Origin of the sequence: Clostridium sp. ZBS2 (genome assembly GCF_023845855.1) — a bacterium.
Classification (GTDB): domain Bacteria; phylum Bacillota; class Clostridia; order Clostridiales; family Clostridiaceae; genus Clostridium; species Clostridium aquiflavi.
On sequence record NZ_JAMQIF010000019.1, the window covers coordinates 337,268 to 353,897 of the forward strand.

The window sequence follows — 16,630 nt, forward strand, 5'->3', positions numbered from 1 at the left end:
TTATAGAGTAAAGTATTGTAGCTTAATATAGGAAAATCGTTAAAGAGGTGAATGTATTTGATACTCAAACAATTGAGTTATTCATTGGCAAAGGAATTTATATGTAATATATATCATTTACATATAAAATTTATAAGTTTATGATAATGTAATATTAATAAAAACTTTATGGAGTGATAGTAATGAATAACATTTTAATAATTGAAGATGAAAAAAGTGTATCAGAAGTTTTAAAGGCATACCTAGAAAAAGAAGGATATGGAGTGTATTCTACAGAAAATGGACTAGATGGAATTGAAATTTTTAGAAAAGAAAAAATTGATCTTGTTATTTTAGATTTAATGCTACCAGATATAGATGGAGAGGAAGTTTGTAAAATACTTAGAAGAATATCAGATGTATATATTTTTATGTTAACTGCTAAGAGTACATTAAGTGATAAAATTGAGGGGTTAAATATTGGTGCAGATGAGTATTTAACAAAACCATTGAGTCCAAGAGAACTTACTGCACGTGTAAATGCTTTGTTTAGAAGAATTGGTGAAAGTAATGATAATATTCTTTTTCTTGATGATGGTAAATTAACAATAGATAATGAAAAAAGAGTAGTTAAATTAAATATGCAAGAAGTAAGTTTAACTCCAAATGAGTTTGATATATTATATGTTTTAGCTTCAAACAAAGGAAAAGTATTTTCAAGAGAAGCTATAATAGAAAGAGTATTCGGTATTGATTTTGATGGCTCAGATAGAATTATTGATGTACACATTAAGAATCTACGTAAAAAGATTGAAGAAGACAGTAAATCTCCAAGATACATAATTACTGTTACCAAAATTGGTTATAAGTTTGGTGATGAAATATGAAACAAAATGTTAGAGAACGCTTAAGTTTTATTTTAATTTTTTGTTCCATAGTTTCAGTACTTTTATCAGCTTTAATTATAAATATGACAATAACAAACACTTTTAATAAATACATGAAGGATATACAAACTAAAAGAAACACAAGATTGGTAGAATATTTTCAACAAGTTTATAGAAGTGATGGTAATTGGAATAAAACTTCAGGGGAAGAAATGATGCACGAAGCATATATGAGTAATTATTGTTTAACTCTTTTAGATGAAAATAAAAAAGTTGTTTGGCAGATGAATCATGAGGATATACAATATAAAAATCATATGACAATAAACGGTAAAGAAGAAACAGGAATTTATACTTCTAACACTTTTGATATAAATGTTAATGAAAAAACAGTGGGATATATTATAGTTGGTCAATACTCACCTGTTTTACTTTCTCAAGAAGATCTAAGTTTTAAGGGACAGATTAATAAGGGGATTGTATTTAGTGGTATATTAACTTTAGTAATAGTAGCAGTTATAAGTTTAATTTTATCAAAGCAATTTTCTGAACCTATAAAATCAGTTGCAAAAACTTCTGTAAGTTTATCAAAAGGAAATTATAACTCAAAATCAAATATAAAAAGTAGCATTGAAGAAATTAGAAACTTAACTGAGAGCATAAATTCTTTAGGTGATAAGTTAAATAGTCAAGATTTACTAAGAAAGAGGCTTATTGCAGATATATCTCATGAAATAAGAACTCCTTTAAATGTACTTCAGAATAATTTAGAAGCAATGATAGATGGCATTATACCTATAACTATTGATAAGCTCATTAACTTAAATGATGAAGTAGTGAGATTTGGTAAGCTTTTAAATAACTTAAATGAACTAAAACAAATTGAATCTGATGAAATAGCACTCAATTTAGGTTTAGTTAATATAGAGCAACTACTTTTAACAGTAATAGACGACTTTTCAATTGCAGCAACAAAAAAAAATATAGAATTACTTATAAATGAAGATGAAAGCAAAAATCTTATAGTATTAGGTGATTATGATAAATTAAAACAAGTATTTATAAATCTTATTTCTAATGCAATTAAATTTAATTATGTAAATGGAACTGTATGGGTTAATGTTAATAGTGATATAAATTTTGTTAGAATTGAAATTAAGGACAATGGTATTGGTATTAAAAAAGAAGACTTGCCATATGTTTTTGAAAGGATGTATCGTGGAGATAAGAGTAGACACAAAATTGAAGGTAACGGAGTTGGTCTTACGATTGTAAAGAAAATACTAACATTGCATGCTGCAACTATTGATGTAGAAAGTAAAGAAAATATAGGAACTAAATTTATAGTATGTATAAAGAAAAATAATGAAATCACATAGTAAATTATAAAATAGTATAATATCAGTAGAAAAATATAAATTTTATTTTAGTAGTTATCAAAAATAGCACAGAAAAAATCTGTGCTATTTTTAATATAAACATAAAATCTTCATAACTTTTTATTATAATTCATTTCATAAGATGGAATTTTAATTAAAACATATTGGTGAAATAAAAATTATATAAGAGGTGAGATAGTATGACTATTAAAAGAGAAATAATTAAAGTTTATAATATGACATGTACTTCATGTGAAAGTAGAATAGAAAAAGCATTAAAGAAGGTTGATGGCGTTGTAAATGTAATGGCTAGTTATAGTTCTCAGCAAGTAATTGTTGAATATGATAACGTACTTTGTACTAAAGAACAATTAAATGAAGCTATTAATAAAGCAGGGTATAGTACTAAAAATTCAAGCACTATTAAAATTACAGGTTTTTTAGTTGTAGCTGCAGCTGTTTTACTCCTTGGTAATTCAACAACCGGCTTTGATATGAGTGCTAAGCTAAACAATGCATCTTATGTAGTATTATTTATTGTCGGCATGCTTACTTCTATCCATTGTGTTGGTATGTGCGGGGGTATAATGCTTACACAAAGCTTATCTAAAAATAGTATTGTAAATGAAAAGCAGAATAAATTTAAAATTTTAATGCCTTCAATTCTATATAATGCGGGAAGAGTAACATCATATACCATCATAGGTGGTATTGTAGGGGCTTTAGGTTCTGTATTATCCTTATCACTTAATGTAAAAGCTGGACTTCAAATATTTGCAGGATTATTTATGGTAATAATGGGATTAAATATGACTGGTTTCTCTTTATTTAGAAAATTTAATATTAAATTGCCATGGTCTTCATGCAATATAAAAAATAAATCTAAATTATCATTTTTAGTTGGTATGTTAAATGGATTAATGCCTTGTGGACCACTTCAAACAATGCAGCTTTATGCATTAGGTACTGGCAGTGCTATAACTGGAGCTATATCAATGTTTTTGTTTTCTTTAGGAACAGTTCCTTTGATGCTAGCATTTGGAGCTATATCAGGTTTCTTAAGTAAGGGTTATACAAAACAACTTTTAAAGTTTAGTGGAATTTTAGTGGTAATACTTGGATTAATAATGGGGAACAGAGGGTTAGCACTTGCAGGTGTTGGAATGCCTAATGTTAACACATTAGCACAAAATTTTTCAGGAACTGAAGTTAGAGCATCACAATCTAATATAGGCAAAGCAACCATTGAAAATGGAGTTCAAGTAATTAGGATGACAGCTGATAATAGTGGTTATACTCCTAATGCCTTTTATGTTCAAAGAGGTATACCTGTTAAATGGATTATTACAGGAAGTCAAATAAATTCTTGTAATAATGCAATAGTAGTTCCATCTTTAAATATACAAAAAACTTTAAAGTCTGGTGAAAATATAATAGAATTTACTCCAAATGATGGTGACATAAACTTTAGCTGCTGGATGGGAATGATTAGAGGGGTAATAAAAGTAACAGATAATCTTGATTCTGTAGACACTTCTAAGAAAGATTCATCAGTTCCAGCTCCAAGTAGTGGAATGAGTTGCTGTACTGGTGGAACAACAGAGTCTACAGCTCGACAAAAAACAAGTATATATGGTGATGATTTAAGCAAAATTTCTACTGATAGATTAATTAAAAAAGCTAATATTTCAGGAGATATACAAAGTCTAAATATTAAGGGAACAGGTTATGACTTTGAACCACTTGCAATAGTATTACAAAATGGAATAAAAACAAAACTATCTATAGATCTTAACTCATTTGATAATCCCAATGGTAATTTTATAATATTAAATGTAGATAGTGGTGAGCAGGTAACTTCATTTATAGGCAAAAAAGATATTGTAAATGTTGAATTTAAGATAGACAAAATAGGAACTTATGTTATTTTCAAAGATAATATAGCAGAAGTTGCAATTGAAGTAACTGATTCATTAGAAAATGTTAATTTAAAAGAAGTTCGTGGTAAATATATAAACGAATAAGTTAATTGGTGATAATAATAATCCTACTCATATATAAGTGTTGAGTGTACTGTAAAAAGATATATAAAGAAATCTATACATTAAAACGTAATTACTATTTAAATGAATTTTTAATATAAATTAAATAAATTGATTAAATAAATAATATTATCAAAGAATTACAATTAAGCTAATGATATTAAAGTGTCATTGGCTTTGAGCTACTATTTTTTTTCATATGTCTTATGTTATAATTTTTAGTGGAAATAATATCTTTATGGTATGTATTAAATAAACTAAAGAATAAAATGAGGAAGGGGATACAAATTAAGTATGACTAAAACTGAAAAAAGTAATATAAGCAAAAATAATTGGATAATCCTTGCCATAGTAGTTATGTCACCATTTATGGCATGTCTTGATAGTAGCATAATAAATGTAGCACTACCTGTTATGGCAAAGGATCTTTCAACATCTATGGCTGGTATACAGCAAGTGGTTACAACATATCTTATAGTGATTTCTGCAACTATACTTATATTTGGAAGATTAGGGGATATAAAAGGAAAAACAAGTGTATTTAAATATGGATTTATAATATTTGTTTTAGGTTCTTTATTATGCGGAATATCAACTACGCTTAATTTTTTAACATTTTCAAGAATTGTTCAAGGAATAGGTGCAGCTATGACTATGTCCACAAGTCAAGGAATTATAACACATACGTTTCCAAAGAATGAAAGAGGAAGAGCACTTGGAATCTCTGGAACCTTTGTAGCACTTGGAACTTTACTTGGACCACCTTTAGGAGGATTAATAATATCGATAGTAAGCTGGGAGTACATATTTTTAATAAATGTTCCAATAGGAACATTAGCTTTTATAGCAGCAATGAAATATTTACCTAAGGATAAAATAAACATAAATACAAAGCAAACTTTAGATTATAAGGGAGCCTTACTTTTTCTTATATGCATAGTTTCATTATTTGAGGGACTACTTACAGGACAAAAGATTGGCTATAATCATATAACAGTAATTCTATCATTTATAATAGCTTTAGTTAGTTTTATTATATTTATTATATTAGAATTAAGAATAGAAGATCCACTTGTAGATTTATCAATATTTAAAAATAGAGTTTTTTCTATCAATGTATTTTGTGCTTTTTTATCATTTGTAGGAATTAGTTGTATAAATATAATACAACCTTTTTACCTTCAAGATGTATTGGAATTATCGCCAGGCACAACAGGGTTTATTATGATGGGTTATCCTATTGTTTTAACTGTTATAGCTCCATTAAGTGGATATTTAGCAGATAAAATAGGAAGTAAGATACTTACTTTAAGTGGTCTTATTATAAGTTCTATAGGTTTATTTGCTATGACAACTTTAAACGAGCAATCATCATTTCTAATAATTATTAGTGTTATATCTATAGTAGCTTTAGGTAATGGAATTTTCCAATCTCCTAATAATACTTTAGTAATGTCTTCAGTTGAAAAAAGTAAACTGGGAATAGCTGGTGGAATAAATGCTCTTATTAGAAATTTAGGATTTGTTTTCGGAGTTTCATTTTCAACTACTGTATTGTATAACAGAATGAGTTATAAAATAGGATATAGAGTATTGGGTTATGTTGAAGGCAGAGGAGATGTATTTATATATGGCATGAGATGGGTATATTTTCTTGCAGCAATAGGATGCATTATTGGATTTATAATATCTTTAATTGATAAATTGCAGATAAGGAATATTCAAAAAAGTAATGAATCTAAAATTACTGAACAGTCTATATAGGTATCATCAAATGATTATGTAATTGGTTGACGAAGATTATATCTCATAAAAACTCCTTCTTGTAATGATTTGTTATCATAATTATTACCAAGAAGGAGTTCATTTTTTGAGTTTACACAAAATTATTTACAGAGCTATCTACCCTTATAGATATATCAACATTCTACAAAAACAGAGCCAAGTCTTAAAGTAATTTATAATTTTTGTATATTTGTTGCCATGGGACCTTTTTCACCATCTTGTATATCAAAAGTTACACTTTCACCCTCATGTAGGTCTTTCTCAGGACCATTTTCTTTAATTTGTGAGTGATGTGCAAAAACGTCATCTCCCTCATCACATGAAATAAAACCATATCCTTTTTCAGCATTGAACCATTTAACTGTGCCTGTTCTACTAGCCATAAACTATCTCTCCTTCTTAAATAAAGTTTTCAATATTAGTATTTGCTTAAAATTTATTTTTATTATTTTATATATAGAAATAGTTTGTCCATTTGGAAAGTATCAAGAATTTGCTAAATATCAGTTACTTCGTTATTTTGAGCAATTGTTATGCCTGAATGTCTTAATAAAATTATAGCTATTAAAGTAGTTACAGCTTCAACACTTGGAAATACAAGCCATACACCAGTTAAGCCCAAAAATGATGATAGTATAAGCACTAGTGGAATAATAGCAATAAAGCCTCTTATTAAGGAGATAATAAATGCTACTTTAGAACTTTCAATAGAATTTAAAAATGAAATTATAACAATATTAATTCCAACAAAGATAAATCCAATAAAATATAGTGAAAGTCCTGTTGTTGCATAAGTCTTTAATAGAGAGTTATTTTCACTATTAAAAAGTGAAATTAATTCATTTGAAAATAGATTGATTGTAAAATAAATTATCACTGAAATTATAAGTGATAAAGTAATTGAATATTTTAATAGTTGTTTTAGCTGTAGAAAATTTTTGTTACCATAGCTATTACTAATAAGAGGTTGCACTCCTTGAGCTATTCCAGTAAATATACCTATTGCTACAAGAGCTAAATTGGCTATAATTCCATAAGCTGCAACACCTATATTACCTGCAATATTTAAAATGACAATATTAAATGTTATAAGCACAATTCCAGAGGATATCTCTGTTACAAATGAAGAAAGTCCAAGATTAATGATATTTTTAAATATTGTTAAATCAAATTTACATTTTTTAATGGAAAAATTATTTTTATTTTTAACAAAATGTAATGATAATAATACTATACTAATTATTGGAGCAAGTCCTGTTGCAAAGGCTGCTCCGAACATTCCTAAGTTTAGTGGGAATATAAAAATATAATCAAGAATAATATTAGAAAGGCTTCCAAGGATCATTCCTCCCATTGCAAGTTTTGGGGAATTATCATTACGTATAAAAGCAATTAAAACATTATTCAAAATAAAACATGGTGAAAACAAAAATATAGTTTTCAGGTAAGTGTTTGTCATAGCAAATGTTTCTTTATTTGCACCTAGAAATTTACTTAAGGATTCAGAACCTAAGATCCCAGTAAGGGCAAAAATAATTCCAATAACAATACCTAAGATTATACAATGAGTAAAAACTTCATTTGCTTTGCTATGTTCACTTTGAGTCTTTAGTATTGTAAATTTTGTAGCACCACCAATACCTATCATTAGTCCAGTAGCGTGAATAAAGCTGTATACAGAAATAGCAAGATTAAGGGCTGCTAGTCCATTTGTACCAAGTCCATTTGAAATAAAATAGGTATCAGCAAGTATATAGCAAGAAAGACCGATCATTCCAAGAACATTTAAAGTTATAAATTTCATAAATTTTAAATATAAAAAATTTTTTTTCATAAATTAACCCCTCCAAATAAAAAAACATTCGAATTTTCATACCTTCAATGGCCTAATGGTATGAAATACGAATGTTTGTAAAAGCATTTTTACCCGGCGGCAAAAATCAAACAATATAATTAATTGTTTTTAGTATAGTACAGGTTGGGATATTTTTCAATAGATCAGGATTAATTTTATTTTTATATCTTTATAAATAGAAAAGATATATATTAGATGGATTTAGGAGGATTTTAAGTTTATCATGCAAATTTAGAAAAGAGATTTTTCACAGGATATTAAATTATCCTATGAAAAATCTTAAACTTATAAATATATCTCTAGATATCAAACGAAAAGCCAGTAAAATTAGTGATTAAAAATTTGTATAAAATTTATTTGTAAGTTGTACGAGGGGAGGGTTCATTATCACCATAAGGACTTTCTTCATGACTTTTATTATCTACATTTTTAGCATATTTAGATGATGCAGGATCAGAATTAGCAATGTTGTTGTTTGAGTAAAGAGTTTTCTTTTTCATATAAATCCTCCTTCTATAATTTGCTCATAATATTTTATAGAAAAATGTTACGATATTAGCTTATCCATAATTATTAAAATTATACGTTTTATAAGTGTTAATATGGACTAATTTGAGTTAAAAGACTTAAGAAGAGTAAAGTAAAAAAAGCTCAAATATAAAATATTGTGTAACATATGTTACTTAATTTATATAGACTTTATTATATAATTATTTACATAGAATAAGTAATTTAAATGCTACGAAGTAAAATATAGAATATTTAAAAATGTATTGTATTTTAAATTAAGAGTATTAGATATTAATGTATTGCAAAATATAAATAAGAATATACGAATTAAAAATAAAAACAAATCACATAAATTTAATATGAAGAGGAGAAAAATTATGATAACTAAAGATATGACAATAGGAGAAATAATAAGAATAAAAGAAAATGCACCAGAAATTTTAATGAGTTTTGGAATGGGATGTATTGGATGTCCATCAGCACAATCAGAAAGCCTTGAAGATGCAGCTAATGTTCATGGATTAAATCTTGAAGATTTGCTAAAAGCACTTAATTAATATTAAATATATCATTATACCTATTATGTTTATAGGAATATGTTTTAAAGATATAGTGTAGCAAATAATATAACTAAATTAGATATGGGAAAGTAAGGAGTGAGAGTATGGATTATGGGAACCTTCAAAAAATAAGAAATGGAAAGAGAACATACAGTATAACTCCACATATACCAGGTGGATTTGTAACTATAGAAACTATGCAAAAAATAATAGATGTAGCTAAAAAATATAGAGGTGTATTAAAAATAACATCAGGACAAAGAATATTAATAACAAATTTAGAAAAAGAAGATTTACCTAAGATATGGGAAGAACTTGGCATGGAACCTGCTGTAAAAAGCGCTAATTCTGTTAAAAATGTTGAGATGTGTCCTGCTGGTTTTTGTAAAAGAGAAAAATATAATACTATTGGAATAGGAATGAAACTTTCTAAAAAGTATACTTGGATGGAAATGCCTTGTAGAACTAAAATTGGAGTTGCAGGATGTAGGAATGCTTGTGGAAGTGTGTATAGCAAAGATGTTGGGGTAATTGCAGACAAAACTGGATTTATAGTATGTGCAGGTGGATCAGCAGGGTATAATCCAAGAATTGCAGATGTTATTGTAAAAGATGTGAGTGAAGAAGAAGCATTAAAAATAGTAGATAACATATTTGATTATTATAAGGAAAATGCAGAAGCAGGAGAAAAGCTGGGATTCTTTATAGAAAGAATAGGACTAGAAAAGTTTAAAGAAGAAGTTAATATTTAAATTTAATTTATTATTCAAAGATATGCAATTTTTATAATTGTATATCTTTTTTTGATGCAAAAATTTTAGGCCACATAGTTCAAGGTAATAAGGAAGATTTATAGTACATTATGCAAATAATATTGAATATTTATCTTAATTGTTAATTGATGTTAAAAATTACTACAAATAAAAACTATTAAAAAGTTAATGATAATATATAGTGAATTTTATAATTAATAAAATTAATTTACAAAAAATATTATAAATAAATTGTTTTATGATTTAATTTAATACACTAAATATAACAAGGAGGAAAAGAAATTGAAAAATAAGTGGAAGTATTTTTTGCTCATTGCTATAAACATACTTCTTATCATTTCTATATTTGAACAAAATTTTAGAAGTATTTCTACAGGAGCTAACATAGATAGTACTAATGTTAATTCAAATGAAGAAACCAATAATTATAAGAAGAAAATAATATATCTTACTTTTGATGATGGGCCTAGTTATAAAGTAACAGAAAGAGTCTTAAATGTGTTAAAAGAAAAAGATGTTAAAGCAACTTTTTTTCTAATTGGTAATCAAATTGAAGGCAAAGAAGATATTGTAAAAAGGATTAATGATGAAGGTCATGGTATAGGTCTTCACACATATAGTCATAAGTATAAATGTATTTATTGCAACGAGGACAATTTTATAAAAGAAATGATTGAATGTCGTAATGAAATAAATAAAGTGGTTGGAGTTTCACCTAACATAATTAGATTTCCAGGCGGAAGTTATAAACATTTAAGCAAAAGTTATTTGAAAAAATTACATGATAATAATTTTAAAATATATGATTGGAATTTAGATACTGAAGATGGTCTAAATCCAAAACTTCCACCATGCAAATTATATAGAAAAGCTATAAACGAAAGTGAAAATTTATCAACTATAATACTGCTTATGCACTGTACAGATCTACAAAAGAATACTTGTACAGCTTTACCAGAAATAATAGATTATTATAAATCAAAAGGGTATGAATTTAGAACTATAGAAGAGGATACACCAGAAATATATTTTAAAATAAGAAAAAATAATTAATTAAAATGCCGTACTATAAAATAAATAGTACGGCATTTTTTAATATAATTTTTCATTTACATAAGATTATCTAGAGTTTTTCAATTTTATATTTTAAATTTGTTTACATTGTTAATCATTTCAGTACTCATATTATTTAATAATTCAACAGAATTTGATAATTCATCAGTAGATTTATTCATTTCTTCAGTTGATGCCGATATTTCTTCAGCTGAAGCAGAAACTTCTTCAGCAATTGAAGATGATGTTTCTATTTTAATTAAAATATTTTCTTTATTTTCATTTAAATCATTAACAGAATTATTAGCTAATTCAATTTTAGGGGTAATCTCATCAACTGCAACTGTAATTGTTTCAAAAGATTTTATTGCAGTATATATATTATTTTCTTGAATTTTAAGCTCATCTTTCATAGTATCAGTAGTATTAATCATAAGATTTGTATCTATAGAAATTTCTGATATTAAGCTAGAAATACTTAATGAAGATTCTTTACTTTGTTCAGCAAGTTTTCTTATTTCATCTGCTACAACAGAAAAACCTCTACCAGATTCACCAGCTCTTGCTGCTTCAATAGCTGCGTTTAATGCAAGAAGATTAGTCTGTTCAGATATGCTATTTATTAAATTAGTTATTTCGTTTATTTTTGTAACATTAGAACCAACACTTTGTATCTTTATAATTAAATCATTAAATGCTTTATTAACATTATTTACAGATTGAATAACAGTTTCCATATCTGTATTGCTAGAATAAGACTTAGATTTTATATTACTTGTATTTGAATCTATATCACTTATTATTTTAACCATATCATCTAATTTAGCACTGAAATTTTGTAATATAGTAGTAATATCTATTAAATCTTGAGCTTGACCTACTGTTCCTTTAGCAACATCATTAGTAGCAATTGAAATGTTTTTACTTGAGGCTGACATTTCATTTGATAACACTAATAAAGTATCACTTTGAGTGTCTATATTAGAGGAACTTAATTTTATATTATTAATCATACTAATCATAGAAACTTTCATAGTGTCTATAGATTTTGCCATTTCTCCAAGTTCATCAGTTCTATCTAAAAGTTTTTCTGAAATATTTAATGTCAAATCACCTTCAGATATAGATTTTAATTGTTGCATTGATAATTTTATAGGTTTTGTAATTGATGATGAAAGAAGTAGCACCATAAAACTACCTAATAAAACAAAGATAATTAATGTTATGCCAATAACTAGTTTTAAAGTAGTTAGTTGACTTAAAATTTCATCTTTTTCAACTACTATAGCTACAGACCAACCTGTACTTTTAATAGGAGAATAGCCAACATATTTATTTTTATCTTTATAAGAATATTCTCCAGAGCCTAGTTCACCTTCAACCATTTTTTTTTCTATTTTAACTATAGATTCTAATAAAGGGTCACTTTTTACATTTTCAAAGTCATTATCTTTATTGATTACTAGTTCTTTATTATTATGTGCAATTATAGTTCCTTCTTTATTAATCATATATGCAGTGCCTGTTTTTCCAAATTTAATATTATCAGTATAGCCGCTTAATTCATTACCATCTCTAATAGCAGTTAAAACTCCAACTATAGTATCATTATTTTTTATAGGTACACTGTATACAACAATAAGAGTATTATCAGCTTTACTTATTATTGGATCAGATACAGTGCTTATGCCTGAAAGAGATTTTTTAAAGTAGTCCCTATCAGATATATTTAATGGTTGATTATCAGTATTAAATCCATTTCCATTAATATCTACAAAAGTCATCTTTAAATAGCCATTTTGTTTTGAAATCTCTGAAAGCAGTGCTAATTTTTCCTCTATTGGTGTAGTTTCATTTTTTATCTTTTCATTAGTAGCTAAAGTTTCTAAAATTTTAGTTTGAGTATTAATTGCATTTTCTACAGAAGAACTTGCTTGTTTAGCAACTTCAGGTAAGGTGATATTAACAGTTGAAATTACAGATTTTTTTGATATGTACATAGAAATTAAGGCTATGCCTGTACACATAATTACAATTAGAGATATAAAACATAGTAATAATTGCTGTTTTATACTTTTAAACTTTAGTTTTTTCATTTTAAATTTTCCTCCTAATATAGTTATTTAATAAAATAGTACATTTATCTATCGTAACATTTAATAAAATCTTAAACCAACATTTACCTAATAAAATATTAAATTTTAAACTATAAATTAAGAAGAATTAAAGAATCTAATAAAAATATTAGAGAAATTAGAGAAAATAGAAGAATTCATCATCTACTTGAAATTAGAATTATTAAAGTTAAAGTAAGAGTATATGTTAAATTGTTTAAAGAATTGTAATACAAATAAGAAAAAGACATGCTCAAAATAAAATGAACATGCCTTTTTCAGTTAAAATCTTATTGATTTATCCATTCAACAACGCCTGGTGTTAAAGAAGCAACATTATCTTTAGTTACTTCTGTAACAAAAAGCATGTCTTTATCTTGAAGAAATTCTTTAAGCTTTGTTGAAATTTCATCTGCAGTTAATTCACATTTAACTAGAAAACTAGTAGGCATTAAATGTGCCCAAGCTCCTAAAGCTTTAATGTTTCCAGTTATTTCGTAATCATCACGATGATGATGGTGATGATGTTCTTCGTGATGATCTTCACAACCACATGAATGTGTGTCTTCTTTTAAATAATAAGTTATTGCATAAACGTTCATATATGTACCACCTTAAATTTATATTAATATGTTTTTATATATAAATTATACAACAAATGAAAAATATTTTCAAATAGAAATAAATATCAGAATAGGAAGCATAAATTTGGGTAAAATAAAAAAATAAAAAAAATTTAAAAAACTATTGATTAACGTTTACAGATGGTTTATACTATGGTTAATCGGTTCAGTGAAACGGTTAACTAATATTTAATTAGGTGATGGAGGAATTTATATGAATAAGATATGTGTACTTGGAAGTATGAATATGGACTTAGTTATGAAAATAAAAGATATGCCTAAGCCAGGAGAAACAATACTATCTAAATCATATGAGAAAATACCAGGTGGTAAAGGTGCTAATCAAGCAGTAGCAGCAAAAAGAAGTGGTGCACATGTTTCCATGATAGCTAAAATTGGAAAAGATGATTATGGTAGGACATTAAGAGAAGAGTTAAGAAATGATAACATAAATATAGATTACGTTTTTGAAGATAATTCTAATGCAACAGGAACTGCAATGATAATGGTATCAGATACTGGCAACAATTCAATTATTGTTAATCCAGGTTCAAATATGAGTATTAGTGAAATAGAGATAAATTCTACATTGGATAGAATAAAAGAAAGTGATATTTTAATTGCACAGTTTGAAACACCAGAAGAAATATCTTTAATAGCATTTAAAAATGCAAAAGAAAATGAAAAAATAACAATATTAAATCCTGCACCAGCAAAGAAAATAAAAGATGAACTTTTAGCAGTTACAGATATTATAGTTCCAAATGAAACTGAAGCAGAAGTTCTAACTGGTGTAAAAGTTAAAAATTTAGAAGACGCAAAAAAAGCTGCAAAAGTTTTTATGGATAAAGGAGTTAAGTCTGTAATAATAACAATGGGTTCAAAAGGTGCAGCAGTAATAGGAAAAGACTTTTGTGAATTAGTACCTGCATATAAAGTAAATGCAATAGATACTACAGCAGCAGGAGATAGCTTTATAGGTGGATTAAGTACAAAATTAAATCCAAATGAAATAACTAAAGAAAACTTACTTAAGGCAGTTAAATTTGGCAATAGGGTATCTTCAATAGCAGTACAAAAAGAAGGTGCTCAACCATCAATACCACACAAAGAAGAAGTAATTAAAGTTTACGGAGAGGAATAAAACAAATGAGAAAAACAGAATTATTAAACAGTAATTTAAGTTCAGTAATTTCAAAAATGGGTCATACAGATATGATTGCAATAGGAGATTGTGGTTTACCAATACCTGATGAAAGTGAAAGAATAGACTTAGCATTAATAAAAGGTATCCCAACATTTATTCAAACTTTAAAAGCAACATTACTAGAACTACAAATAGAAGAGGTGATTTTAGCTAAAGAAACAGAGGACATTAGTCCAGAACTTTACAATGAAATAAAAGAAGTAATAGGTGATGCTAAAATAACATTTATTTCTCATGAAGAATTAAAATTTAAGTTAAAGGAATGTAAAGCAGTGGTAAGAACTGGAGAACAAACTCCTTATGCAAATATAATTTTAAAATCAGGAGTTGTTTTTTAAAGAAGGGGGAATTCTAATGGAAACAAAGAAACCTAAATTAAAGATGGAGAATATATCAAAAATGTTCCCTGGAGTAAAAGCGCTTGATAATGTTAATGTTACAGCATATGGTGGAGAAGTAACAGCTCTAATGGGAGAAAATGGAGCAGGAAAATCTACTTTGATGAAAATCTTAAGTGGAGTTTATACTAAAGATGAGGGAAAAATATTTATTGAAGGAGAAGAAGTAAATATTAAGGGAATAAGGGAAGCTGAAAAATTGGGAGTTGCTATAATACATCAAGAGTTAAGTGTTATTCCTAATTTAACAGTAGCAGAAAATATTTTTTTAGGGAATGAAAAATTTTCTCAATATACAAGAAAGATAAATAAAAAGGTTTTAATAGAAAGAAGTAAATTATTCTTAGACCAAATAGGATGTAATGTGGACCCAGAAGCGTTAGTAAGAGATATCAATGTAGGGGAAAAACAAATGATAGAAATTGCAAAAGCTTTAACTAAAAATTCAAGTATAATTATAATGGATGAACCAACAACTGCACTTACGGACGTAGAAACTAAGAAATTATTTGATGTAATTGATAATCTTAAGAAAAAAAATATAGCTATAATATATATATCTCATAGAATGGAAGAAATATTTGCAATGTGTGATAGAGTAGCAGTACTTAGAGATGGTAAGTATGCTGGTGAGGCTAAGGTTGCTGATATTGATAATAATAAATTAATAGCAATGATGGTAGGAAGAACTATAGAGGATCAATTTCCATATAAGAAAGTTGAAAAAGGTGAAACAATATTAAATGTAAAAAATTTAAATTACGAAAAAAAAGTTAAAAATGTTTCTTTTGAAGTTAATGCTGGTGAAATACTTGGAGTAGCAGGTTTAATGGGTGCAGGGAGAACAGAACTTGCAAAAACAATATTTGGAGATTTTAAAAGTCAAAGTGGAGAAATATTTATAGATGGTCAAAAGGTAAAGATAACATGTCCAAAAGATGCTATAAATAAAGGAATATGCTACTTACCAGAAGATAGAAAGAAAGAAGGATTAATTTTAGGAATGTCTGTAGCTGAAAACATGACACTAGGAAATCTACAGATGTATGAAAATAATTTAAAGCGTGTTAATAAATCTTTAGAAGAAAAAGATGTTGAAGAGTATATTACAAAACTAAGAATAAGAACTCCAAATGCGGAACAACTAATAAAAAATTTAAGTGGAGGTAATCAACAAAAGGTTATTTTAGCAAAATGGTTATTATTATCACCTAAAGTTTTAATTATTGATGAACCTACAAGAGGTATTGATGTAGGTGCTAAGAAAGAAATATATGAATTATTAAATAAGTTGAAAGCTATGGGTAAAGCTATAATAATGATTTCTTCAGATTTACCAGAAGTATTAGGTATAAGTGATAGGATTATGGTAATGAGAGAAGGTGCAGTTTCAGGAGAACTTTCAAGAGATGAAGCCAATCAAGAAGCAGTAATGAAGCTTGCTGTAGGTATAAAGTAAAAAAAA

15 protein-coding genes are annotated in these 16,630 nt (G+C 26.9%); 10 read left to right on the plus strand and 5 right to left on the minus strand.

What is annotated here, in order from left to right:
- Positions 1-182 precede the first annotated feature (182 nt).
- The 4 genes from NG918_RS12755 to NG918_RS12770 all read left to right on the plus strand — a co-directional run bounded on the left by NG918_RS12755 (position 183) and on the right by NG918_RS12770 (position 6,051).
- A complete protein-coding gene (locus NG918_RS12755) occupies positions 183-866 on the plus strand; it encodes a response regulator transcription factor (protein WP_252214216.1) in 684 nt (227 codons plus the stop codon).
- The gene (locus tag NG918_RS12760; protein ID WP_252214214.1) at positions 863-2,245 is read left to right on the plus strand and encodes a sensor histidine kinase; all 1,383 of its coding nucleotides are present in this window, start codon (positions 863-865) and stop codon (positions 2,243-2,245) included. Before NG918_RS12755 ends, NG918_RS12760 begins: the two co-directional genes overlap by 4 nt.
- A 200-nt stretch (positions 2,246-2,445) precedes the next feature.
- On the plus strand, positions 2,446-4,269 hold the full coding sequence (locus tag NG918_RS12765) for an urease accessory protein UreH domain-containing protein (RefSeq protein WP_252226488.1): 1,824 nt from the start codon (positions 2,446-2,448) through the stop codon (positions 4,267-4,269).
- Positions 4,270-4,581: 312 nt separating this feature from the next.
- Positions 4,582-6,051, plus strand: coding sequence for an MFS transporter (locus NG918_RS12770; RefSeq protein ID WP_252214210.1), 1,470 nt, complete (start codon positions 4,582-4,584; stop codon positions 6,049-6,051).
- A gap of 194 nt (positions 6,052-6,245) precedes the next feature.
- Here NG918_RS12770 and NG918_RS12775 read toward each other — a convergent pair whose 3' ends face one another.
- From NG918_RS12775 to NG918_RS12785, 3 genes are all read right to left on the minus strand, one after another.
- A complete protein-coding gene (locus NG918_RS12775) occupies positions 6,246-6,455 on the minus strand; it encodes a cold-shock protein (protein ID WP_252214208.1) in 210 nt (69 codons plus the stop codon).
- 113 nt (positions 6,456-6,568) lie between these two features.
- Entirely contained in the window at positions 6,569-7,906 is a 1,338-nt protein-coding gene (locus NG918_RS12780) for an MATE family efflux transporter (RefSeq protein WP_252226489.1), read from the minus strand.
- A 374-nt stretch (positions 7,907-8,280) separates the two neighbouring features.
- A complete protein-coding gene (locus NG918_RS12785; RefSeq protein WP_252214204.1) occupies positions 8,281-8,427 on the minus strand; it encodes a hypothetical protein in 147 nt (48 codons plus the stop codon).
- 387 nt (positions 8,428-8,814) lie between these two features.
- Between NG918_RS12785 and NG918_RS12790 the strand changes: the two genes are divergently transcribed.
- The 3 genes from NG918_RS12790 (at position 8,815) to NG918_RS12800 (ending at position 10,823) form a co-directional block, all read left to right on the plus strand.
- Positions 8,815-8,994, plus strand: coding sequence for a DUF1858 domain-containing protein (locus NG918_RS12790; RefSeq protein WP_252226491.1), 180 nt, complete (start codon positions 8,815-8,817; stop codon positions 8,992-8,994).
- Positions 8,995-9,101: 107 nt separating this feature from the next.
- On the plus strand, positions 9,102-9,749 hold the full coding sequence (locus tag NG918_RS12795) for a ferredoxin-like domain-containing protein (protein WP_252226493.1): 648 nt from the start codon (positions 9,102-9,104) through the stop codon (positions 9,747-9,749).
- Positions 9,750-10,052: 303 nt separating this feature from the next.
- On the plus strand, positions 10,053-10,823 hold the full coding sequence (locus NG918_RS12800; protein WP_252214191.1) for a polysaccharide deacetylase family protein: 771 nt from the start codon (positions 10,053-10,055) through the stop codon (positions 10,821-10,823).
- Between the two features lie 86 nt (positions 10,824-10,909).
- Here the strand turns inward: NG918_RS12800 and NG918_RS12805 are convergent, their stop codons facing one another.
- Positions 10,910-12,919 carry a methyl-accepting chemotaxis protein gene (locus tag NG918_RS12805; protein ID WP_252226495.1) on the minus strand — a complete coding sequence of 670 codons (2,010 nt, stop codon included), beginning with the start codon at positions 12,917-12,919 and terminating at the stop codon, positions 10,910-10,912.
- A 308-nt stretch (positions 12,920-13,227) separates the two neighbouring features.
- Positions 13,228-13,539, minus strand: coding sequence for a hypothetical protein (locus NG918_RS12810; RefSeq protein WP_252214187.1), 312 nt, complete (start codon positions 13,537-13,539; stop codon positions 13,228-13,230).
- A 235-nt stretch (positions 13,540-13,774) separates the two neighbouring features.
- On the opposite strand from NG918_RS12810, the gene rbsK reads away from it, so the two are divergent.
- The 3 genes from rbsK to NG918_RS12825 are packed head-to-tail and all read left to right on the plus strand — an operon-like array spanning position 13,775 to position 16,624.
- Positions 13,775-14,704: a ribokinase gene (gene rbsK / locus NG918_RS12815; RefSeq protein WP_252226498.1), complete on the plus strand. Its 930-nt coding sequence runs from the start codon at positions 13,775-13,777 to the stop codon at positions 14,702-14,704.
- Positions 14,705-14,709: 5 nt separating this feature from the next.
- A complete protein-coding gene (gene rbsD / locus NG918_RS12820) occupies positions 14,710-15,105 on the plus strand; it encodes a D-ribose pyranase (RefSeq protein ID WP_252214183.1) in 396 nt (131 codons plus the stop codon).
- 16 nt (positions 15,106-15,121) lie between these two features.
- Positions 15,122-16,624, plus strand: coding sequence for a sugar ABC transporter ATP-binding protein (locus NG918_RS12825; protein WP_252226500.1), 1,503 nt, complete (start codon positions 15,122-15,124; stop codon positions 16,622-16,624).
- The last annotated feature ends 6 nt before the right edge of the window (positions 16,625-16,630 follow it).